The organism is Paenibacillus sp. FSL R7-0652 (assembly GCF_038595045.1).
In the GTDB taxonomy this organism is placed as follows: Bacteria; Bacillota; Bacilli; order Paenibacillales; family Paenibacillaceae; genus Paenibacillus.
Genome location: NZ_CP152001.1, coordinates 2,849,870 through 2,873,707 on the forward strand (window position 1 = coordinate 2,849,870; position 23,838 = coordinate 2,873,707).

The 23,838-nt window shown below is 48.0% G+C and carries 16 protein-coding genes; 15 read left to right on the forward strand and 1 reads right to left on the reverse strand.

The genetic code is table 11. The annotated features are described in order from the left end of the window. Positions 1-184 precede the first annotated feature (184 nt). The 13 genes from MKY97_RS13065 (at position 185) to MKY97_RS13125 (ending at position 19,740) form a co-directional block, all read left to right on the forward strand. Complete coding sequence (locus tag MKY97_RS13065) at positions 185-1,750, forward strand: TerB N-terminal domain-containing protein (RefSeq protein ID WP_342555831.1); 1,566 nt, start codon at positions 185-187, stop codon at positions 1,748-1,750. A gap of 4 nt (positions 1,751-1,754) precedes the next feature. After that, positions 1,755-3,128 carry an ATP-binding protein gene (locus MKY97_RS13070; RefSeq protein WP_342555832.1) on the forward strand — a complete coding sequence of 458 codons (1,374 nt, stop codon included), beginning with the start codon at positions 1,755-1,757 and terminating at the stop codon, positions 3,126-3,128. Then, positions 3,125-5,335, forward strand: coding sequence for a DEAD/DEAH box helicase (locus MKY97_RS13075; protein ID WP_342555833.1), 2,211 nt, complete (start codon positions 3,125-3,127; stop codon positions 5,333-5,335). The genes MKY97_RS13070 and MKY97_RS13075 overlap by 4 nt, the downstream gene beginning before the upstream one ends. Before the next feature lie 304 nt (positions 5,336-5,639). Further along, a complete protein-coding gene (locus MKY97_RS13080) occupies positions 5,640-6,596 on the forward strand; it encodes a DMT family transporter (protein ID WP_342555834.1) in 957 nt (318 codons plus the stop codon). Between the two features lie 208 nt (positions 6,597-6,804). Next, a complete protein-coding gene (locus MKY97_RS13085; RefSeq protein ID WP_342555835.1) occupies positions 6,805-7,230 on the forward strand; it encodes a cupredoxin domain-containing protein in 426 nt (141 codons plus the stop codon). 139 nt (positions 7,231-7,369) lie between these two features. Next, positions 7,370-8,392: an SDR family oxidoreductase gene (locus tag MKY97_RS13090; RefSeq protein WP_342555836.1), complete on the forward strand. Its 1,023-nt coding sequence runs from the start codon at positions 7,370-7,372 to the stop codon at positions 8,390-8,392. Positions 8,393-8,590: 198 nt separating this feature from the next. Beyond that, positions 8,591-9,301, forward strand: a complete 711-nt coding sequence (gene treR, locus MKY97_RS13095) for a trehalose operon repressor (protein ID WP_342555837.1) — start codon at positions 8,591-8,593, stop codon at positions 9,299-9,301. Between the two features lie 208 nt (positions 9,302-9,509). Beyond that, complete coding sequence (locus MKY97_RS13100) at positions 9,510-11,579, forward strand: bifunctional aldolase/short-chain dehydrogenase (RefSeq protein WP_342555838.1); 2,070 nt, start codon at positions 9,510-9,512, stop codon at positions 11,577-11,579. 14 nt (positions 11,580-11,593) lie between these two features. Beyond that, positions 11,594-12,853, forward strand: coding sequence for an L-rhamnose isomerase (rhaA, locus tag MKY97_RS13105; protein WP_342555839.1), 1,260 nt, complete (start codon positions 11,594-11,596; stop codon positions 12,851-12,853). A 316-nt stretch (positions 12,854-13,169) separates the two neighbouring features. Continuing rightward, a complete protein-coding gene (locus MKY97_RS13110) occupies positions 13,170-14,843 on the forward strand; it encodes a ribonuclease J (RefSeq protein WP_342555840.1) in 1,674 nt (557 codons plus the stop codon). 262 nt (positions 14,844-15,105) lie between these two features. After that, positions 15,106-16,089 carry a LacI family DNA-binding transcriptional regulator gene (locus MKY97_RS13115; RefSeq protein ID WP_342555841.1) on the forward strand — a complete coding sequence of 328 codons (984 nt, stop codon included), beginning with the start codon at positions 15,106-15,108 and terminating at the stop codon, positions 16,087-16,089. A 175-nt stretch (positions 16,090-16,264) separates the two neighbouring features. Beyond that, positions 16,265-17,740 carry a sucrose-6-phosphate hydrolase gene (locus MKY97_RS13120; RefSeq protein ID WP_342555842.1) on the forward strand — a complete coding sequence of 492 codons (1,476 nt, stop codon included), beginning with the start codon at positions 16,265-16,267 and terminating at the stop codon, positions 17,738-17,740. A 26-nt stretch (positions 17,741-17,766) separates the two neighbouring features. Continuing rightward, positions 17,767-19,740 (forward strand): sucrose-specific PTS transporter subunit IIBC, encoded by a 1,974-nt coding sequence (locus MKY97_RS13125; protein WP_342555843.1) that lies wholly within the window; start codon positions 17,767-17,769, stop codon positions 19,738-19,740. 215 nt (positions 19,741-19,955) lie between these two features. Here MKY97_RS13125 and MKY97_RS13130 read toward each other — a convergent pair whose 3' ends face one another. Continuing rightward, positions 19,956-20,852, reverse strand: a complete 897-nt coding sequence (locus MKY97_RS13130) for a manganese catalase family protein (protein WP_342555844.1) — start codon at positions 20,850-20,852, stop codon at positions 19,956-19,958. A gap of 176 nt (positions 20,853-21,028) precedes the next feature. Between MKY97_RS13130 and MKY97_RS13135 the strand changes: the two genes are divergently transcribed. Continuing rightward, on the forward strand, positions 21,029-21,856 hold the full coding sequence (locus MKY97_RS13135) for an amidohydrolase family protein (protein ID WP_342555845.1): 828 nt from the start codon (positions 21,029-21,031) through the stop codon (positions 21,854-21,856). A 289-nt stretch (positions 21,857-22,145) separates the two neighbouring features. Further along, positions 22,146-23,588 (forward strand): 6-phospho-beta-glucosidase, encoded by a 1,443-nt coding sequence (locus MKY97_RS13140; protein ID WP_342555846.1) that lies wholly within the window; start codon positions 22,146-22,148, stop codon positions 23,586-23,588. Positions 23,589-23,838 lie beyond the last annotated feature (250 nt).

Genomic DNA, 23,838 nt, shown 5'->3' on the forward strand with positions numbered 1-23,838 from the left:
AAAGCAGATTGATGGACTGTATAATCAGAGATCGAATATACAACGGAAAAGAGGGCAATCATGCCTTCTTTTTTGTGTTCAAAGAAAGTGTTATTTTGCCGCCCACAGAGGCTGTACAAGTGTTATAATGGTGCGTATGGATACACGTGTTCGTATTTTGTTTGGGAAGAGGGGGTCCATTACGATGAGGGATCATTCCGAACAGCTGGAATTTATGGAGATTGATATGAGTGAAGATACAGAGACGGCTTCAATTGAAATACCCGATCGTTCATCTGTGATGAACCAGAATCGGCACCGGCATATGCAGCAGGGAGCAGTATTGTCTTCAGAGAAGCGATTTGTGGAGGAGGCCGAAAGGCTTACAGCAATGACCGGGGAAGAAGTATCCCCTGTTCCATTTATGAGCTACTGGCCAACGTATGGCGTGATGAATGACGCGCAGCTGAAGTGGTATCTGTACTGGAGAACGGAGGCGCGGCAGGGGAGATACCTGGATGTCGATCTCTCGTATCTGTTCGTCCATATCTATGAATTGATTAATGGCATTGGCTGGAAGAGTGCCGAGGAAGGGTACAATCAATTAAAACAATTATGGTTGAACTACGGGGAGAGGCTGCCTCAACTTCATGTATATATGCAGGAGTGGATGGTTGATTACACCCTTGTTCATGAACTGCATTCATGTCTGCCTGAAGTCATGATGCTGTCTGGTGGTTATCTGCCTGCGCCTTTGATGGACAGGGAACTAAAGCGGATACTGCAGGAAAATCCTGCTGAACTTACCTTGGATATGCTGCGAAGATATTATGACTATGATGTTACGCTGAATACTTTTTACCGGGATGGCGGCAAAGAAATGCTGGAACGGTACATTCCTAAAGTGATGGCTGTGGCAGATTCATATCTCAAGCGGACCCATGGAACGGGTCTGCTGCCAGAGCTCGGACCGGACGCTGAGCAGACCGTGGAACGCACGCTGTTTCACAAAGCGGTTTACGACGAATCCATCTATGGGCGGTCCGTTTCCTTTACGTATTTTCCTATTGGCATGCAGGCGGAGTTTGTACAGAGGTTAACCCGAATATATCGCTGTACGGAAAATAAGCTTCGAGAACGATTAGGTTTCCGAGGCCGTCTGCGCGGCAAAATGCTGGAGCCTGAGCTTGCCCGTGTGATTGAGCGGTATGTAGACAAAGCTTATGCTTTTGAACAAGAGGAGGCCGTAACTGCGCCAGTCATTCATATTGATGCGTCCAAACTGGCTTCCCTGCAGAAGGACAGCGAGTATGTGCGCCAAGCACTGACTATTGATGAGAATGGACAATCTCCAGCTGATACGGCTGTTTTTAGTCCGCTGGAACGCTCTCAGAGCAATGTGACATGCGGACATAATGTTGAAGAAAAGGACGAGCATGAAGAACCGGCGCTGGTTGATTCGATACGGGAAGAATGTGTCCCAGCTGAAGTGAAATTACAGTGGGACGAGGCTGCGGCAGCCGATGTGCAGGAGGAATGGTACGAGTTCGCCGAGCGTCTGGAATCCAGGCACGTAAGTGCCATTTATGCCCTGCTTGGAGATCATCCGGATGATGAACTCATGCGTCTGGCGGAAGAGACGGGCACGATGCCTGCACTTTTGCTGGATGAGATTAATAATGCTGCTGTGGAGACTATCGGAGACCTGCTGATTGACGGGGACCGAATCTCTCCAGATTATATCGATATATTTGAACATGTGAAGAGGTGATAGCATGACGGAACAGAAACCAAGTGAATCTAAAAGAAATGAGCTTAAAATTCCAAAACGTTTAACGACCGCACTTGTGAATTCTTTAACGGCAGGAGTTGTTCCGCGCATTGGTCTGGAGCAGATTGCCGTAGGACGGAAGCCGGAAGTAGAGGCCATCCTGCGAGATCTGGACAACATTGCTGAAGGGGGGGCCGCATTCAAGCTGATTACGGGCCGGTATGGCAGTGGTAAAAGCTTTCTCCTGCAGATGATTCGTAATTATGCGATGGATCGTGACTTTGTTACTGCCGATGCGGATTTATCCCCCGAGCGCAGACTTGTCGGTACGAAAGGACAAGGGCTGGCGGCATATCGTGAACTCATGACACGACTGTCTACACGTACACGCCCGGATGGCGGTGCATTGGAACCTATTTTGCAAAAATGGATCGCAGGGCTGCAGCAAACGGCGATGAATAATCTGAATATTCGCCCGGATGATCCTGCACTGCCGCTGGAAGTAGAGAATCAGATCTACATGGTGACAGGAGAGATGCAGAATCTGGTTCACGGGTTTGATTTTGCGAAAGTACTGGCAGCCTACTGGAATGGATATAAACATGCGGATGATGACCGGAAGCAGGCCGCATTACGATGGCTTCGAGGAGAATATGCCACCAAAACGGAGGCGAAGAAGGAGCTGTCCGTTGGTGTAATTATTGACGATGATAACTGGTATGATTATTTCAAATTGTGGTCTGAATTTATGGCTCGTATCGGTTACAAAGGGCTGCTGCTTTTTATTGATGAGGCGGTGAATCTGTATAAAATTACAAACAGCATCTCTCGCCAAAGCAATTACGAAAAGCTGCTGACCATGTTCAATGATACGATGCAGGGCAAGGCAGAGCACTTGGGTATTTTTGTGGGAGGAACCCCGCAGTTTGTGGAGGATGAACGTCGTGGACTATACAGCTATGAAGCGCTGCGCTCTAGGCTAATTGACGGTCGATACGCTGCAAGAGCGTATGCGAATTACACGGGGCCTATTCTGAAGCTGGCGATGCTGTCACATGAAGAAATTCTAATCTTACTGCAGAAGCTGCGTCAGATTCATGCCCTTCATTTCGCATATACAGTGAAGTTAACGGATGAACAATTAGTTGATTTTATGCAAATGGCGGTGAACCGGCTTGGTGCTGATGAGCTGCTGACCACACGGGAGGTAGTGCGCGATTTTATGGATGTGCTGCATACGCTGCATCAGAATCCCGAAGTGACTTTTGAGCAGCTGCTTGGTGACCGTGCTGCACAAGCGAAAGCAGCGGTCCAGGGTACGGCTGGATCAACGGAGGCCGATGAGCTGGATGATTTCCTGGCGGAGTTAGAGCTATGAGTGACAATCCTTTCTACAAGCTGACTCCGTTTGTACAGGAATTTATCTACAAAAAAAGATGGGAATCGCTGCGACCAGCGCAGATTGAAGCATGCAGTATCTGTTTTAACACGTCACATCACATGCTGATTGCGGCAGGGACAGCCTCTGGCAAGACGGAGGCTGCCTTTTTCCCTGCACTGACCGAGCTGTACGACCAGCCTTCCAAATCGGTAGGCATTCTCTATATAGGACCTTTAAAAGCACTGATTAACGACCAGTTTGAACGCCTCAAAGACCTGCTGTCCGAAGGTCATATTCCCGTTTGGCATTGGCACGGAGATGTACCGCAGGCGGAGAAAACCAAGCTGATGAAAAACCCTTCAGGCGTGCTGCAGATTACACCCGAGTCGCTGGAAGGTCTGCTGATGAATCGACCGAATGCCATCCCTGCTCTGTTCCACGATCTGCGTTACATCATTATTGATGAGGTGCATGCATTTATGGGTGCAGACCGGGGGATTCAAGTACTGAGTCAGCTGGCTCGTATTGAACGGATGGCAGGCTGTATTCCTCGAAGAGTCGGGTTATCAGCTACACTCAGTGATTATGATGCAGCTACAGCCTGGCTTGCTGCGGGAACACGGCAAGGAGTAGATGTGGTATCTTCCCCGGGCGGGCGCAAGCTGCGGCTTCGAGTGGAGCATTTTTCGTTTCCAGATGCACAGAACGAAGAGCAGGCCGAGCAGCTCCATCATGCGCGTAAAGCCTATTACGACTTTATTTACGAAAGCACACATCGCAAAAAAGCGCTCATCTTCACCAACAGCCGCACGGATGCGGAAGTTACGATTCTGGAGATGCGCCGTGTCGCGGCGCGCAGAGAGGAGCGCGATGTGTTCCATGTGCATCATGGAAGCATCTCGGCCATGCTTAGAGAGGAGACAGAAGCTGCCCTCCGAACAGGTACAGGACCTGCTGTGGCGGCGGCCACGGTTACTCTTGAACTTGGCATTGACCTGGGAGAGTTGGAGAGGGTCGTTCAGCTTGGAGCGCCATACAGCGCTTCAAGCTTTGTGCAGCGGCTCGGCCGCTCAGGGCGCCGGGATGACATGGCATCAGAGATGCTTTTTGTATGTCCAGAGGAAGAGGATGAAGAAGCTCAACTGCCAGCCCGAATGCCGTGGACGTTAATGCGCGCTATAGCCGTTATTGAGCTGTATGTCAGAACCAAATGGGTGGAACCGCTGGAGGCCCGTAAAATGCCTATCGGTGTACTTTATCATCAGACGATGAGCATGCTGAAAAGTATGGGGGAGGCGGAGCCGAGAGAGCTTGCCGCCGCAATTCTCTCACTGGCGCCTTTTTCAGAGATTACACCAGATCAGTATCAAACCTTTCTCAATTATCTGATCGAGACGGATCATCTGCAGTGGACCGAAGAGCAGACGCTGCTGATCGGACTTACGGGTGAGAAAATTGTGAATAACTATCGCTTCTATGCTGTGTTCAAGGACGATGAAGAGCATAAAGTGCTGCATGGCTCGGAAGAGATCGGATCTATAACAACCGTGCCGCCGCCGGGTTATTGTTTCTCGCTCGCAGGCAAGCTGTGGAAAGTGGAAGAGGTCGATCACAAACACAAGGCCGTATACGTGAAGTCGGCAAAAGGCAAAGTCGATACATTATGGCTTGGAGCAGGCGGGGATATCCATACCGCTGTAGTGCAGAAGATGCGCGAGGTTCTGTCCGAATCGGTCATCTACCCGTATTTGTCACCCCAAGCCGTTAACCGTCTGGAGCGTGCACGCCGGCTGGTCCGTGAGAGTGGGCTGCTGAAGCAGGTTGTTATTCCTGCTGGAGGGGATTCCATGTACGTACTGCCCTGGGTGGGAAGCAAAGCTTTTCGTACGCTGGAGCGGTTGATGAAACACAATCTGTCCAAAAGGCTGGCTTTACGTTCTGTCGTGCCGATGGAGCCGTATTATTTTGTAGTTTCAGGCAAAGTCGATGAACGGACACTGTTAGCCGAGATGATGAGTGAATGTCGGATGGCACAGGATGCATCTGCACTGCTTGCAGAAGATGAAGCGCCCTATCTCGGTAAATACGATGAGTTCGTGGCGCCGCCTTTAATTCGGGAAGCCTTTGCCATGGACGGACTGGATCTGGAAGGGTTGAAATCCGGGCTGCAGCAAACGCTGGAGTGGGACAACGTAACGAAGTAAAAAACTTAAAATTTAACTTAAAAAATAAAATGGGTTGACACCACCTCACCCCCGATGTAATATATGAAAAGTCGTCACACATGAGCGATATTTTAAAATGCATACTTTAATTCGTATAACCTCGCAGGCCGAAAGTGTACACAGGGCGAGGGTCTCTACGGGAAGCCTATACTTCCTAACTACGATGCCAGGGAATCAACGTATTCTCTGCTCGGAGTTAGGATTTTTTGCATTTAAATACGCGGTTGTGACCTTACATGGACCCGAATCAGGGGCGCATATGGATCAACAGGAGGTTTATTACATGAAATATTATCTATCTGTCCTTGCAGGAGCGATGAGTTACGGTATTCTATCCACCATTGTTGTATTGGCATATGGTCAGGGATATCAGCTTGGCGAGGTTGTAGGAACACAGCTGATTACCGGCTTTATCCTGACCTGGATGCTGGCATTATACACTCGTTTCAGATCTAAACGGAGAATGCAGCCTAATGGAAAACAGGTAACCGCAGCGGCTTCCAAGGTGTTCTCACGTTTAAGCTGGAAACAACGTCTGCTGCTGATGGCGGCTGGAACGCCAACTGTCATTACGGGGCTTGTTTATTATCAATCGCTGCGCTACATTCCGGCATCACTTGCCATTATTCTGCTCTTTCAATTCACGTGGATCAGTGTGCTGATTCAGGCGATCAGCAAACGCCAGCGTCCGAATAAAGTTACGTTCCTGACGCTTATTATTCTTTTTGGCGGCACACTGCTTGCAGCGGGTTTCCTGGAACAGGGGCTTAGTGAAATCAGCGGTCTGGGCATTGCTTTTGGTTTGATGGCAGCGGTCAGTTATTCCTTGTTTGTACTATTCAGCGGCAAAGCGGTTCCTTCCGCGCATCCGGCCTTTCGCAGTGCATGGATGGTTACAGGCGGACTGATTCTGCTCTGCATTCTGTTTCCGCCGACATTCCTGTTTAACGGACTGATCTGGAGTCAGCTGCTTGTGTTTGGACTGCTGCTTGGATTCTTCGGTGCATTTATCCCTCCGGTGCTGTTTGCAATCGGAGTGCCTCATATCGGTGGAGATATGGCAGGTATTCTGGGTGCGGTGGAGCTGCCGGTTGCCGTACTGCTATCCTCCATCGTACTGCATGAGCATGTTAGCGGTTTACAGTGGATAGGCGTAATCATCGTATTGATTGGTGTCGCCCTGCCGGAACTGTATAAAATGCGGGTGCGGCGAAGTCAGAGCGGACCTTTATATTCCTGAATGATTTTGAACTTATGTATTACCCGTGATGTATTCTAATTGGAATCATATTAAGCCTGAGAAATCAGGCTTTTTTTCATAGCGTTCACAGGTTAGTCAGGAATAGCCCAGAGGGGTCATTTTCATAGGACTTAGAATCGGGTATGCTTGTAAAGTACATCCATCCACAACAATATGATGATGGGACAACGGAATAAGGAGTGTTCACATGAATAGCTGGTTTAAAAAAGCATGGCCTTTCTTAACGCTTGGTGTGGCCGTGATTGCACTGCTTGGAGGATTTTATGTATATTTCATGGGCAAAGACGTATCCCCGGGATCAGAAAGTGCAGCAACTGCTCAAGCCCAGACACCGGAGGATTTGAAAGGATATGAGGTCGTTGATGTCAACGTGAGCAATGACGGATTCGAGCCTAATGTCATTGAAGTGAAAGCGGGGGTTCCAACGAAAATTAATTTTATCTTGACCCGGAGCGTGACACACGTTAAATCGGTCGGTTCTCAGCAGCTCGGCATGGATCTGTATATGCAAAAGGGAGACAACTATTACACGGTTGATCAAGACCTGGCACCGGGTGAATACGAAATTCACTGCGGTATGTACATGATCTACGGTACCATCAAGGTGGTCTGATCGTTCCGCGAAGCGTTAATATACAATTTTAACTTGGAGACATACGTGGAAGGGGCAGGGTTCGATTATTCGAACTTTGCTCCTTTTTCAGCTGCATGATATCATGGACGGGGAAGCAAATCGATCTGGAGGTGCAGTCATGAAAGCGCTATTTATTGGAGGGACAGGCACGATTAGTACGGCGATTACCGAGATGCTTGCGAAACAGGGCTGTGAACTCTACTTGATTAATCGAGGGAACCATAACGATGAACTGCCTGCAGAAGTACAGGTGCTTCAAGCTGACATTAATGATGAGAAGCGGGTTGCTGAGCTGATTGCCGATCTGGAATTTGATGTTGTGGCAGACTTTATTGCTTTTGTCCCATCCCAGCTGGAGAGAGATTATCGTTTATTTAAAGGGAAAACCAAGCAGTTCATCTTCATCAGTTCTGCATCCGCATATCAGACACCACTGTCCGACTACAGAATTACGGAAGGAACGCCTTTATCCAATCCATTTTGGGAGTATTCCCGTAACAAAATTGCATGTGAAGACTATCTGATGAAATTATATCGGGACGAAGGTTTCCCTGTAACGATCGTTAGGCCAAGTCATACCTATGGTCATAAATCGGTACCCCTTGGTGTGCACGGTGCGAAAGGAAGCTGGCAGGTTCTGAAGCGTATGATAGAAAATAAACCGGTAATCATTCACGGTGACGGAACTTCGTTATGGACAATCACGCACAATAGTGATTTTGCCAAAGGTTTTATTGGATTAATGGGCAATATTCATGCGATTGGTGAAGCCGTACATATCACCTCGGATGAATCTGTCACATGGAACCAGATTCATGAGATTATTGCAGATGTGCTTGGGGTTCAGCTTAAAGCGGTTCATGTACCTTCGGATTTTCTGGCAGCCAGCAGTGATCTGGATTTGCGGGGAGGTTTGCTTGGAGATAAAGCCAATACGGTTGTCTTTGATAACAGCAAGGTAAAGCGGCTGGTGCCTGAATTTACAGCGGTGACCCGGGCGGATCAGGGAATTCGCAGCACCATTGAGCACATCCTGAAGCATCCCGAATTACAGATCGAAGACCCCGAATTTGATCAGTGGTGTGACAAAGTTATACGTGTTTTGGACGAAGCGTTAGTCAAAGTCAGAGATGAAAAGTAAGGCATGACGAAGAATTTAAATTTTCATCTGAAGGTTCCAACCTAGGACAGCTTGCCTTGGTTCGGGGCCTCTTTTTTTGCTGGAAAAAAGACAGGTCCATCTGTGAGATTCCCTCTGAATTGCTTTGATGGTATTATGGGTTAGATAATAACAGGTTGCCAATATGACAAAAAGGGTAATGAGCTATGGTGATGAAAAATGAACAATAAGTTTATCCGAATATATGAAGATATTGCTGGGCGTATTCGGAATGGGAACATTGAGGCAGGCACGATGCTTCAATCTGAACTGGATCTGTCGGAACGGTATCAAACATCCAGAGAAACGATACGAAAAGCACTGAAGATGCTGTATGAAGAAGGTTATATCCAGAAAATTCAAGGCAAAGGTTCCATTGTGCTGGATATACGCAAAATTGACTTCCCTGTCTCGGGATTGGTCAGCTTTAAAGAATTGGCACAAAAAATGGGACATCGTGCACAAACCGTAGTTAAACGGTTTGAGGAACGTGTGGTGGATCAGGCATTAAGCCAAAAAACCAGCTTTGCGTTGAATGAAGAAGTCTGGCAGATCAATCGTGTCCGTAAAGTGGATGAGGAGCATGTCATTCTCGATAAAGACTATATCAGTCGGCGGTTGATTCCGGGGCTAACCAAGGAAATTTGTAACGACTCCATCTATGAGTATGTTGAACAGTCATTGGGGCTGTCCATTTCCTATGCGAGAAAAGAAATTTTGGTGGAAGAGCCTACGGCAGAGGATCGCGAGCTGCTGGACCTTGAAGGTTTTCACAATGTCGTGGTTGTAAGAAGCCAGGTATATCTGGAGGACACCAGCCAGTTCCAGTATACGGAATCTCGCCATCGACCGGACAAGTTTATATTTGTGGATTTTGCAAGACGTAAATAAGTGAAATATTGAAATGAAGCGGGCCAACCAAAAGAGTATCAGGTCACTGAATTCAGAAGTGATCAGGTGCTCTTTTTGTCATGTTGTTTAACGGGTATATTCTTCTTTTGAATTTATTTGTTTGTTTTTAAAAATTTTTGTTTTCAAAACAAAACAAAGATGTTAAACTCGAATAAGGAAGAAAACAAACATTATCGGAGGGAAACGAATGGTACAGAGTTTATGGAATGCAGCGCAGGCATCAGAGAAAACAACAGGACTTGAGCAGTTGGTTTACCGCTCCAATCTGATCGGAACCGATCGCCGGGTATGCAATATTTACGGCGGCAATACGTCAGCCAAAACTATTGTAAAGGATTTTCGCGGGCGTGATATCGAAGTGATGTATGTGAAGGGAAGCGGTTCGGATCTAGGATCGATGGAAGCAAAACATTTTACGGGTTTGGCACTTGAGCCGATTGGACCTCTTATGGAACGTGACACCATGTCCGATGAAGAAATGGTGGAATACTTGGGACACTGTATGATTGATGCCAGACATCCGCGTGCTTCCATTGAAACGCTGCTGCACGCTTTCCTTCCGTACAAACACGTGGATCACACTCATCCGGATGCCATCATCAGCCTCTGCTGCGCGGATAATGGGAAAGAGCTCGCTCGTGAAATATATGGCGATCGTTTCGTATGGGTTCCTTATGTGCGTCCGGGTTTTACACTCTCCAAAATGATTGCTGAAAGCGTATTCGCGAATCCGAACGCCGAACTCGTGCTTATGGAGAAGCATGGTCTGGTTACTTGGGGTGAAACCTCCGAGGAATGTTACGCACAGACAATCAAAATTATTAATGAAGCCGAAGCCTTCATTGAAGCACGGGTAAATGAAGCCGAGCTGTTCGGTGGTGTTAAACATGCTGCACTTCCTCCTGAAGTTCGTCGTCAGATCGCATCTCGCGTGATGCCTGTCATTCGCGGGGCGGTGTCGGACAGCAAAAAAATGATTTTGTCCTTTGACGATCAGGACGATGTACTTACTTTTGCAGGCGGAGCAGATTCCAAGCAGCTGTCCCAGGTTGGAGCGGCTTGCCCAGACCATCTGGTGCATACCAAAGTAGTGCCGCTGTTTATTGACTGGACGCCAAATGCGGATGATTTGGATGGACTAAAGGCAAAGCTGACGGAAGGCATTGCTGCGTATAAAGACCAGTATAAACAGTATTTTGAGGACAATAAAAACGAAGGCGATGTCATGTTCGAAGCGGCTCCTCGCGTTATTCTTATTCCAGGCGTAGGGATGATCAATACCGGAAAAAGCTGGGCGCTGTCCCAAGTAAGCGGTGCTTTGTATCACCGGGCCATTGCTGTCATGCGCGGAGCGACGAGCCTTGGTCAATTTGTTTCGCTTAGTGCGAATGAATCTTACAATGTTGAATACTGGCCGCTGGAGCTGTACAAATTGTCGCTGGCGCCTGCGGAAACCGAATTTTCCCGCAAAGTGGCGTTTATTACAGGCGGCGCAGGCGGGATCGGCAGTGAAACGGCACGCAGACTGGTATCGGAAGGTGCACATGTCGTGCTTGCAGATCTTAATCTGGAGGGTGCGCAGAAGGTCGCACAGGAGATTAACGATCAATATGGTGCTAATCGTGCGTATGCACTTAAGATGGACGTAACAGATGAAGAAGCGGTACAGGCAGCCTATGCAGAGTCAGCTTTGCAATACGGCGGCGTGGACATCATCGTGAACAATGCGGGGCTGGCAACTTCCAGTCCGTTTGACGAAACATCATTGAAAGAATGGAATCTGAACATCAGCGTGCTTGGCACAGGTTATTTCCTCGTTGCACGTGAAGCATTCAAATTAATGAAAGAACAGGGCATCGGTGGAAGCATGGTCTTCATCGGTTCCAAAAATTCGGTGTATGCCGGTAAAAGTGCTTCTGCGTACAGTTCCGCCAAGGCGCTCGAAGCACATCTGGCCCGCTGCATTGCAGCAGAAGGTGGAGAATTCGGTATTCGTGTCAATACGATTCTGCCGGATGCGATTCTGCAGGGTTCTGCGATCTGGAACGGTTCGTGGAGAAATGAACGTGCCGCGGCATATGGTATTGAGCCGGATCAGCTGGAAGAACATTATCGCAAACGTACAACGCTGCTTGTCAATATCTATCCCAAAGATATTGCGGAAGGGATCGCTTTTTTCGCTTCATCGAAATCAGAAAAAACGACGGGCTGCATGATGACCATTGATGGTGGTGTACCTGCCGCATTCACACGTTAAGGGAGGTTTAGCGAATGGAGAATCAGGTAAAACAAGCATATGAGGCAGCGAAGGTTTTATACGCGCAGCATGGTCTGGATACAGATGAAGTACTGACCAAGCTGGCTGATATTAAAGTCTCCGTGCACTGCTGGCAGGGAGACGATGTGAGAGGTTTCCTGAACCAAGAAGGCGAGCTGACAGGCGGTATATCCGTTACAGGTCAATATCCTGGAGCAGCCTCAACACCTGCGGAGCTTCGAGCGGATCTGGAACAGGCTTTTGCGCTGATTCCGGGCAAACACAAAGTCAATCTGCACGCGATTTACACCGATACAGACGAACAGGTAGAACTGGATCAGCTAGAACCAAGGCATTACGAAAATTGGGTGAAGTGGGCCAGAGAGCAGGGACTTGGACTGGACTTCAATCCGACTTGTTTTTCCCATGAAAAATCAAGCGATGGCTTCACTCTCAGTCATCCAGACCCGGAGATACGCAAGTTCTGGATCGATCACTGCAAAGCCTCACGGCGAATTGGTGCTTACTTCGGTGAACAGCTCGGGCAAACCTGCGTAACCAATGTATGGATCCCGGACGGATTCAAGGATAACCCGGTGGACCGGATGTCCCCGCGCAAACGTCTGAAGGAGTCGCTGGATGAAGTATTTGCGGAACCGCTGAATCCCCTGCATAACCTTGATGCAGTAGAGAGCAAGCTGTTTGGTCTGGGTTCGGAGGCATACGTCGTAGGTTCACATGAATTCTATATGGGGTATGGTTTGCAAAACGATACGCTCATCTGCCTGGATGCAGGGCATTTTCATCCTACGGAAGTGATTTCGGGCAAGCTGTCCTCCCTGGCCTTGTTCACAAGCGGTATTCTGCTTCATGTCAGCCGTCCAATGCGCTGGGACAGTGATCACGTCGTGATTATGGACGATGAACTGCTTGAGATTGCCCGCGAATTGGTGCGTCATGAGCTGCTCGGCACAACACATATCGGACTGGATTTCTTCGATGCCAGCATTAATCGGGTTGCAGCATGGGTTGTTGGGACACGTAACACGATTAAAGCCCTTCTGCGAGCGATGCTTGAGCCGGTGGATGCATTAAAGCAGGCAGAACTGGAAGGCGATTATACGACACGCCTTGCGCTGACGGAGGAGTTCAAATCCTATCCGTTTGGTGCGGTCTGGGATTACTATTGTGCCCAGCAGGGTGTGCCTGTCCGTGAACAGTGGATTAAGGAAGTCAAGTCCTATGAACAAGACGTTCTTCTGCAGCGATCATAGATATTGTTATAGGTTGAAAAAACCTGAAAAAGCGGAGCTAAAAGCTTTCTGAAAGAAAGCTGCATCGGAAGCATAGGCTTCGCCTTTATCACGGGATCTTCCCCTTTGGAAAAGGTAAATCCAAAAAATCTAAGGATAACAGCCGATTGGAAGGTTATTCTGTTATATTGGAGTGTCGGTAAACCACTGCGGAATGAAAGTTCCGTATGTGGTTTTTTGGCGTACAACCTCATGTATGCATAACCAAGGCGATTCATTCCATACTAGGACTAGAAGAAGCACAAAGGATGAAAGTGCCGAGGAGGATGGATGCATTTTGAAGCTGGCCCATAACAAACTGTACATTGCTGCACTTGGCGGCGTGAACGAAATCGGGAAGAACATGTATTTTATTCAATATGATCAGGATATCGTTGTCATTGATTGTGGTTCCAAGTTCCCGGATGAGACTATGCCGGGTATCGATCTTATTGTTCCGGATGTAACGTATCTGCTCGACAATCTCGATCTTGTTAAAGCTTTGGTTGTCACGCACGGACATGAAGATCATATTGGCGGCATACCTTATCTTCTTAAACAGATGAACATTCCTGTCTACGCTTCCCGTCTGACACGCGGACTGATTGAATTGAAACTGAGAGAGCACCAATTGCTGCGCCAATCCGATCTCCACACGATTGATGCAAATTCCCGAATCACGCTGGGAAGTATTGAAGTCTCTTTTTTTGCAACGAGTCACAGTATTCCAGACTGTCTGGGGATTTTTTTTCAAACACCAGCCGGCAATGTTGTACATACGGGAGATTTCAAATTTGACATGTCTCCTGTGAATGGTCCGTTCCCTGACTTACATCGTATGGCAGAGATCGGCAAGCAGGGGGTTCACGTACTTCTCTCCGAGAGTACCAATGCCGAAAGACCCGGATTCACTCCTTCGGAACGTGTGGTTGGGGATCACATTCTTGATGCTTTTATTCGGGCTAAACAAAAAGTGTTCATCTCGACCTTTGCATCCAATATCAGCAGAGTACAGCAGATTGTGAATGCTGCGTTTCAGACCGGACGTAAACTGGCCCTGCTTGGCCGAAGCATGATCAACGTGGTGAACGTTGCAAGCGAACTTGGATATCTTGATATCCCAGACGGGCTGCTGATCGAGGCAGCGGATTCAGGACAGTTCCCGCGCGAGCAGATCGTGGTGTTATGTACAGGAAGCCAAGGGGAAGCGATGGCCGCGTTATCCCGCCTTGCTTCGGGTAAACATCCTCAAGTCAGCATAGAATCCGGTGATACCGTGATCATCGCAGCCGGTGCGATACCTGGGAACGAAAGAAATCTGGCCCATGTGATTGATAATCTGTATGTTCTGGGTGCGCGTGTGATTTACGGTTCCAGCGGGGCAGCGGGTATGCATGTATCCGGGCACGGCAGTCAGGAAGAACTGAAACTGATGCTCACGCTGATGAAACCCGATTACTTGATCCCGATTCACGGGGAATTTCGTATGCTGTATCAGCACAGGCTGCTTGCCGAATCGGTTGGCATTGAACAGAGTCATGTGTTCATCGTAAATAACGGCGATATGGTGGAATATAAGGACGGAGCTGCATCATTAGGGCCTAAAATTGCTTCGGGCAACAGCCTTGTGGATGGATTGATTGTCGGAGATGTGGGTAACATTGTACTGCGTGATCGCAGGCAGCTGTCTTCTGATGGTATGCTGGTCATTGTGACAACACTAAGTAAAACCGAGAAACAATTGGCGGCTTCCCCGGAAATTATTTCGAGAGGTTTTGTCTTTGTGAAGGATTCAGAACAATTTATGAAGGAACTTCATGAACGGGTTGTCAGCCGGATGGATGAACTGACAGGGGCCGGTGTGAATCAGTGGAATGTAATCAAACGTAAGCTGAAAGACGAGATCGGTCACTATATCTATGCCCAGACCAAGCGCAGACCGATGATTTTGCCAATCATAATTGAGGTGTAAACACATGGTATGAAAGCATAATGCGCTCATGACCAACTATGTCTGAGTCCTTAATGGACATATCCTTTCCTGAAATAATCAAACCGGCTCGGTGCTGATAGGACACACACTTCGGTGTGAGTCGCTGCGTGCATCGGGCTTTTTGATATGTCATTCTGGTTTGTATTCGCTGAGCCCAGCTAATCGCGTTATAATAATATAATGACAATTTTACAGATATGTTGGACTAATCCGTTACATACAGACCAGAAGGAGTTTCTTTATGAATAAAACCATTGCAGATATTGCTCAAATGGCAGGTGTAGCGAAGAGCACCGTGTCCCGTTACCTGAACGGCGGTTCGGTCAGTGAGGATACGCGTCAGAAAATTGAGCGTATTATTAAACAATATAATTATGTTCCGAATACCTTTGCACAGAGTTTGAAAGCGAAAAAAACGAGTATTATCGGCACGGTTGTTCCACGGCTGGATTCCTATGCGTCATCACAGACGCTAATCGGTATCGACGAAGAGTTAAGAGGGCTTCACTATCAGATGCTGATTGCCAATACGAGTCAGGATCTGCAGCGCGAGATCGATGCGATATACGACTTCGCGAGACAAAAGGTGTCGGGGATCATTCTGCTGGCTGCTGAGGTTACGGATGCCCATCTGAAAGCCATTGAAGAAATTCGGATTCCTGTGCTGCTGGTGGGACAGCAGCATGAGCAGCTTCACAGTCTGATTCACAACGACGATCAGGCTGGATATATCATGGGTAAATACGTTGTGGAACAGGGACATCGAAACATCGTTTACTTGGGAGTTAACGAGAAGGACCGGGCTGTAGGGATACAGCGCAAACAAGGATTTAGACGCGCGGCTGCCGAATGCAGCGATTGTCATGTCAAGTATTATGAGACCAGCTTCAAGATGTCTGAGGCAGTGGTTACCGCCAAAGCAATTCTGGAAGAACACAGCCCATCGCTTATTGTAGCAGCAACAGATAATATTGCGATGGGAGTGATGAAAACGGCTTTTTCTCAAAAGATTCAGATTCCACAGGATTTATCGGTATCGGGATTCGGCGGTTACGATATTACAGAGATGATTCACCCCACGCTGACGACAGTGAAATATCATTATCTGCAGGCAGGAAGGCTTGCGGCAAATCACATTAGCCGACTGGTCGAAGGACAAAAAGTGAAGCAGCAGACGATCCTTGATGTCGAATTAATTCCCCGAGAAAGCGTTGACAAAATATAAACTGTTCCTTTATGATAATTCCATCGAACCGGTTCCATTCCGAGGTCTTTTTTGGAAATGGGAAGGCAGTCAGGCAGCGTATGGCTGTATGGAATTATTTTTTTGCTTGGAATGGAACCGGTTCCTCTTAGAGGGAGTTTCTGATTGCTGCAGCAGAATGGAGATGGAGACAGCTATGAAAATGACAAGAGAACAGCTCTATCGGCGGATTCAGCAGGCTGAACCTGGCGAGATGGCCAAGCTGGAAGCAAAAATTACGGTGTGTCCATGGAGACAAACTTATCATATTCAACCCGTAACCGGACTGCTTAATGATCCGAACGGTTTTTCCTTTTATCAAGGCTATTATCATCTGTTTTATCAATGGTTTCCTCTGGGGACAGAGCATGGTATGAAGTACTGGTACCACACTCGCTCGGACAATCTCGTGGATTGGGAGAATGTTGGCATAGCGATTGAACCCGGAAGCCCGTATGACTCGCATGGAGCTTATTCAGGAAGTGCGCTGGAGAAGGAAGGGCAGTTATACCTGATCTACACGGGAAATACGCGGGACGAGAACTGGATCAGACATCCTTATCAGTGCCTGGCGGTTATGGATAAGCATCATAAAGTAACGAAGTACGAACATCCTGTTATTTCGGATGTACCCCCAGGATATACCGAGCATTTTCGGGACCCCAAGGTGTGGAAGCATCAGGAACTGTATTATTGTGTCATTGGAGCCCAACGCACGGATGAGACCGGATGTGCAGTGCTGTACCAGTCGAGCGACCTCCTGCACTGGCAGTTTCTAGGTGAGATCGGGACTGGCTTGCCCACGTTTGGTTATATGTGGGAATGCCCGGACTATTTCGAACTGGATGGTCAGGGTGTGCTGATGTTCTCACCGCAAGGAATTCAGGCTGAGGAAGATCGGTATCAAAACATCTTTCAATGTGGTTATCTCTTGGGTAAGCTTCTGGATCTGGAAACGAGGCAGTTCGACCATGGCGGCTTTCATGAACTGGATCGGGGCTTTGATTTCTATGCGCCGCAGACGATGGATTCACCGGACGGAAGAAGAATACTGGTTGCGTGGATGGGACTTCCTGACTTGGCGTATCCCACAGATGACAGCGGCTGGGCTCATTGTTTAACGATTCCAAGGCAATTATCGATTCAAGGCAGCAGAGTTATACAGCAGCCAGTTTCGGAAATGGCACAGCTGCGCCGGGTAGAAAAAGGACTCCGGGCTCAGGGTACGCTGAGCAGCGAATGCCGATCTTTTGCCGGTTTCCAAGGCACTGCTTACGAATTGGAATGTGAAATCAGCCTGGATGATGCACACTTTGCAGGCATTGAATTCCGTGCGAATGATACAGAGAAAACGGTCATTCAGTATGATCGGCTGCAGCGCAAACTGATACTGGATCGCAGCCAATCGGGTGCGGCATTACCAGAAATCAATGGCACAATCCGTCAGTGCAGTCTGGATACGGATGTAATCCAATTACGGATGTTTGTGGATTCGTCGTCTGTTGAGATTTTTGTCAATGAGGGGCTGGAAGTGTTCACCAGCCGTATATTCCCAAGCCGTGACAGTATAGATATCCGTTTTTTTGCACATGGAGGCAGGGCAGATTTCCAAGCAGTGCTGTGGAACTATTAGTTTGAATGAGAGAGGAATGAGACAGCATGTCCGACAATCAGCGTATCGCTCAAGAGGTTATTCGGGCCATTGGGGGAAAAGACAATATCACCTCTTTTGCACACTGTGCAACACGACTTCGCATTATGGTCAAGGATAAGGAGCAGATTGATCAGAAGCAGGTCGAGAGTATCGACAAAGTCAAAGGTGCCTTTTTTAACTCAGGTCAGTATCAGATCATTTTCGGCACAGGTACGGTTAATCGAATTTTTGAAGAGGTCGAGAAGCTTGGCATTGAAGGATCATCGAAGGAAGATGTGAAAAATCAGGGAAAAAAGGAAGGCAATGCATTCCAGCGGGCTGTTCGCACGTTTGGTGACGTCTTTGTTCCCATTATTCCTGTGCTTGTGGCAACAGGGCTGTTCATGGGGCTGCGCGGACTGCTTACACAAAATGAAATTCTGGCATGGTTCGGTGCGGCGCCTGACGACATATCGCCAAACTTCTTGCTGTTCACACAAATTCTAACGGATACGGCTTTTGCATTCCTGCCTGCTCTTGTAGCCTGGTCGGCATTCCGCGTATTTGGCGGCAGTCCGGTTCTCGGGATTGTGCTCGGGCTGATGCTGGTGAATCCAGCACTGCCGAATGCTTACGCTGTAGCGGATGGATCGGCGCAGCCTCTGCATATGTTTGGTTTTATTCCGGTTGTGGGTTATCAGGGCTCGGTGTTACCCGCGTTTTTTGTAGGTTTAATCGGTGCCAAATTTGAAAAAGTGCTGCGCAGACGTGTGCCAGAAGCGCTGGATTTGATTCTCACTCCATTTATTACGCTAACGGTTATGATCACGCTTGGACTATTCGCCATCGGTCCGGTATTTCACTCGCTTGAAGAGTGGGTACTGCACGGAACTACAGCTGTGCTGGATCTGCCTTTTGGTATCGCAGGTATGATTATCGGGTTCTTTCATCAGATTATTGTGGTTACGGGTGTGCATCACATCTTCAACTTTCTGGAGATTCAACTGCTGGAGAAAACCGGATTTAATCCGTTTAACGCTATCATTACATGTGCAATGGCTGCCCAGGGTGCGGCCTGTCTTGCCGTTGGATTGAAAACCAAAAATATGAAGCTCAAAGCACTCGCGCTTCCTTCATCTCTGTCCGCATTCCTGGGTATTACTGAACCAGCGATCTTTGGTGTGAACCTGCGTTACATGAAGCCGTTTGTTATGGGGCTGATCGGGGGTGCAGTTGGAGGTTTCATCGCATCGCTCTTCCACCTGCAGGGTACTGGAATGGCAGTTACGGTTATCCCGGGAACGCTTCTGTATCTGAATAGTCAGCTGCCATTGTATATCCTGTCCAACGTAACGGCCATGGCCATTGCCTTTGCGCTGACCTGGTTCTTTGGTTATAAAGATCAGCCTTTTGAAGTCGTATCCGGCAGCGATTCGTCTGTGGATACAGCGAATACGACATCCGGTTCGAAAACAGCCGTTTCGGTTTCGGCATCGGGCAGCGCAGCGGCTCGTCCACAAGTGAAGCTGCTTGAGATCGCATCTCCGATCCAGGGTACAGTTGTTGAACTGGACCAGGTGCCTGACCCGGCGTTTTCGGGAAAACATATGGGTGAGGGCATCGCGATTGAGCCTTCCGAGGGTAAAGTGTATGCTCCATTTGACGGTGTCGCTGCTCATGTGATGGATAAGAGTAAACATGCTGTCATTTTGGAGCATGAAACAGGGCTTCAACTGCTCGTTCATATCGGTATTAATACGGTCGGCTTGAAAGGCAGTGGTTTTGTCACTCATGTCAAAAGCGGAGATACCGTGCGTGCCGGACAGCTGCTCATTGAATTTGATAGGAATACAATTGAGGCCGCTGGTTTACCGGTAATTACACCTGTACTGATCCCAAGCGGTAACGAAACAATTGCTTCTGTAAAAACGATAGAACGCGGACATGTGCAGGCGAATGCGGAAAAGGTGCTGAGAATAGAGTTTACGCAGCCTCAGTAACCCATGCATAAGAGCATACGCCAGCAATATCGGAGCGATTCAGATCATCACGATCATCACGAGAAATTCAATCAAACAATAAGAACACAGGAATGCATCGAAATAAAACCAATATAAATAAAACATCATCAAAAAATATAGGAAAACGGACGGGAATACTGCCCACCCGCTTTCCTTTTTCTTTGTCATGATTTTTTTGTCATCATTTTCTTCTGTTATAATCCGGCATTGCGTTTCAGCCGTTCAGCAATCTGTAAAAAGTCTTCCGGGGATATTCCTGGAGCGAATTCCTCCGGCAGGTCGGGAAGTTCGGGGATCGGCCCTCCGTATCCCGGCAAACCCGCAAAGGCTTCCAGTTTGCCGCCGTCCGGGTGTACGCCTTTCCAGATCTGGGCAATCTGCTGATAATCCTTGTCACTGAACGTGTACAAGCGGCGCTGCTCACCCATGGCTTCCCATTTGCGTGTGGTTTCAAACGCTTTGTTATCCAGAGAAGGGATCGGAATCAGCTTGGTCACATCCACGCCTGTTGCAATCTCCAACGCTTTGGCATAAGCGAGAATATGCACACCACCCCGTACAAGCAGATAACCTGTCATCTCACGAGCTGTATTGTTGTCGGTCATCTCGTAAACCCGCATCTTGTGGGTTCTTGCTCCGCATTCGAGAAAAAAGTTATGCAGCAAATCCAATATCAGATTACCGCTGCTGAAGACATACGAGCCGTTCCAAGGCCTGCCCATGGAGTCATAAGGCAGTGCCGTTTGCGCGGATTCAATAAAATGTGAAGTCATGCGTGCATCCTTGCCTGCACGAAGCGGTGTGGAGTCAGGTGCGCCCGGGGATGTCGTGCCTTCAAGCATCAGGTTAATCGTATTGGCGACGAGTTCCACATGGCCAAATTCTTCAGCCGTAATACTGGCGACAATATCATAGAAGGGACGCAACTTGGATTTGCCTCTAAAGTTAAATGACTGATACATGTAATTGTTCAGCGTGGACATCTCGCCATATTTTCCGCCCAGCAGCTCCTGCACCGCACTGGCTCCATTGGGGTCCGGATTTTTGGACATGGGCAGTTCAATGGCAAGACGATCTACACGTTTAAACATGTCAATTCCTCCTCGATTCTCATTACAATAAAGGTATGAACGCTGACTTGTACGTTATTCAATCATTTGCGTGAAACTGGTGGTCAGTGCCTAGTGCTTATCTGATCGATTTGATTTATATTTAAATGAATCGTAGTACATTGATTTAACATGGACAACACAGGGGGACACTTATTATGAAACTCGATGCACATCAACATTTCTGGAATTATAACACCCGTGATTACGGATGGATCGGTGAAGAGATGAGCGTGATTCGGCGTTCCTTTCTACCGGAAGACCTGCAGCCAATCCTCACGGATTCCGGCATATCAGGCTGTGTAGCTGTACAGGCCCGGCAAAGCCTTGAAGAAACCGAGTGGCTGCTCGAACTTGCGGACAAGCACGAATTCATCAAAGGCGTTGTTGGCTGGGTAGATCTGTGCTCTGAGGAAGCTGCCTCACAACTGGCGGGATATGCCGCTAACCCATGGCTGAAAGGTGTCCGTCATGTCATACAGGATGAACCGGATGTAAAGTTTGTGCTGCGGGAGGACTTCCAACGAGGTATTGCTTTGCTGGAGCAGTATAATCTGGCCTATGATTTGCTTGTATCCAAGGAGCAGCTGCCTCATGCCGTGGAGTTGGTTCAGAAGTTTCCTAAGCAGCGTTTTGTCATTGACCATCTGGCCAAACCGGATATTAAGGCAGGAGTCGGTTCTCCCTGGAAGGAAACAATGGAAGCGATTGCGGCATATCCCAATGTTTATTGCAAATTGTCTGGGATGGTCACCGAAGCAGACTGGAACCATTGGAAACAGGAAGATTTCACCTTTTATCTGGATACGGTGCTTCAAGCGTTTGGATCAGAGCGGGTGATGTATGGTTCGGACTGGCCTGTATGCACCGTAGCGGGTACATATGCCGAGGTGATTAATTTGCTGCAAACGCATGTAAAGCGCTTACCAGAAGCAGAACAGCAGCTGATTTTTGGCGATAACTGTGCCGCATTTTACAACTTGTGATCATTGGTAAATTAGCGCTTCGCTGGACAACAAAGGCCTGTAAATCTGCATGAGGTGCATATCAACGACTCGCGCTCGTTGACATATTTCCTGTTTCTTGGTAATCTTTTATCTAATCCGCATAATGTTTTCTGGGAATGTTACCGAATAAGGGCATAACCTGAGCTGGCTTGGGATACACGTTATTGTGTATACAGGCTGGTTCGGGTTTTTTCTATTTGCCTCGCGGCAAGCCTGGAAGCAGAAACGGGGCGGATCATTGAACTGCATATTTGAAAGGAGAATACGAATGACAGCATTTAAATTTCCTGAAAACTTTCTATGGGGTGGAGCGATTGCTGCCAATCAGGCAGAGGGAGCTTATCTGGAAGATGGCAAAGGATTAAGTATTGTGGATTTACTTCCAACCGGAGAAAATCGGAGAAGCATTATGAAAGGAAATGTCCCGGCATATACACCACTCGCGAGTGAGTTTTACCCTTCCCATGAAGCCATTGATTTCTATCATAGATACCCGCAGGATATTGCCCTTTTTGCGGAAATGGGTTTCAAAGCGCTGCGAGTTTCGATTGCCTGGGCACGCATCTTCCCAACAGGAGAGGACGCGGAGCCGAATGAAGCTGGGCTGCAGTTTTATGATGATCTGTTTGATGAACTCTTGAAACATGGCATCCAGCCGGTGGTTACGCTGGCTCACTTCGATGTGCCTGTACATCTGATTGAGAAATATGGCAGCTGGAGAAGCCGCAAACTTGTTGATTTGTTTGAGACTTATGCCAAAACGGTATTTACTCGTTACAAAGATAAAGTGAAATACTGGATGACGTTCAACGAGATCAACATGCTGCTTCATCTTCCTTTCCTCGGAGCAGGACTGGCGTTTAACGAAGGTGACAACGTCAAAGAAATTCAATATCAAGCGGCACATCACCAACTCGTTGCAAGTGCGCTTGCCGTTAAAGCCTGCCATGAGATCATCCCTGACGCCATGATTGGCTGTATGCTGGCAGCGGGCAGTTTCTACCCGTACACATGCAATCCGGAAGATGTGTTTCAGGGAATGGAGAAGGACAGAGAATCCTACTTCTTTATCGATGTACAGTCACGCGGGGAATACCCGGGTTACGCCAAACGTTTCTTCAGGGATCACAACCTGAACATTGTAATGGAGCCGCAGGATGCAGACATTTTGCGTAACCACACGGTGGATTATATTGGCTTCAGCTACTATTCCAGTCGGACAACCAGTACAGACCCTGAAGTGAACAAAAATATGACGAGTGGTAACGTGTTTGGCTCCATTGCCAATCCATATCTGGCGAAGTCGGAATGGGGATGGACCGTTGATCCCAAAGGTTTCCGCATTACCGCCAACCAGCTGCATGACCGGTATCAGAAACCGCTGTTTGTGGTGGAAAACGGCTTTGGTGCGCACGATGAGGTTAACGCTGAGGGTGAAATCGATGATTCGTACCGAATCGATTATTTGAAACGCCATGTGGCGGAGATGGGTGAAGCCATCCAGGATGGCTGCAATATCATCGGTTATACCAGCTGGGGGCCGATCGACATCGTTAGTGCATCCTCGGGCGAAATGAGAAAACGTTACGGTTACATCTATGTGGATCGGGACAATGAAGGCAGAGGCGAATTGACTCGTATCAAAAAGAAAAGCTTCGAATGGTATAAAAATGTTATTGCATCCGGCGGAACGGATCTGGGAGACAAGTAGTTTCGTGATAAGCTGAAAACGAATCACCTCCAAACATCGGAAGCTGCATGAATTCATGTAACTTCCGAATGTCTTCGCCTTGAAAGCGTTGACATATAACGCAGTTCACGCTATACTTGACGCAAATATATCATTTCTGGGATTGTTACTACATCACACGTAGGCAAAACCTGAGCACCAAAAAAGCAGACTGCCACGTCTCGTTTATTTTGTGATGCTCCAGGTTTTTTTTGTATGCCCATAATTGGAT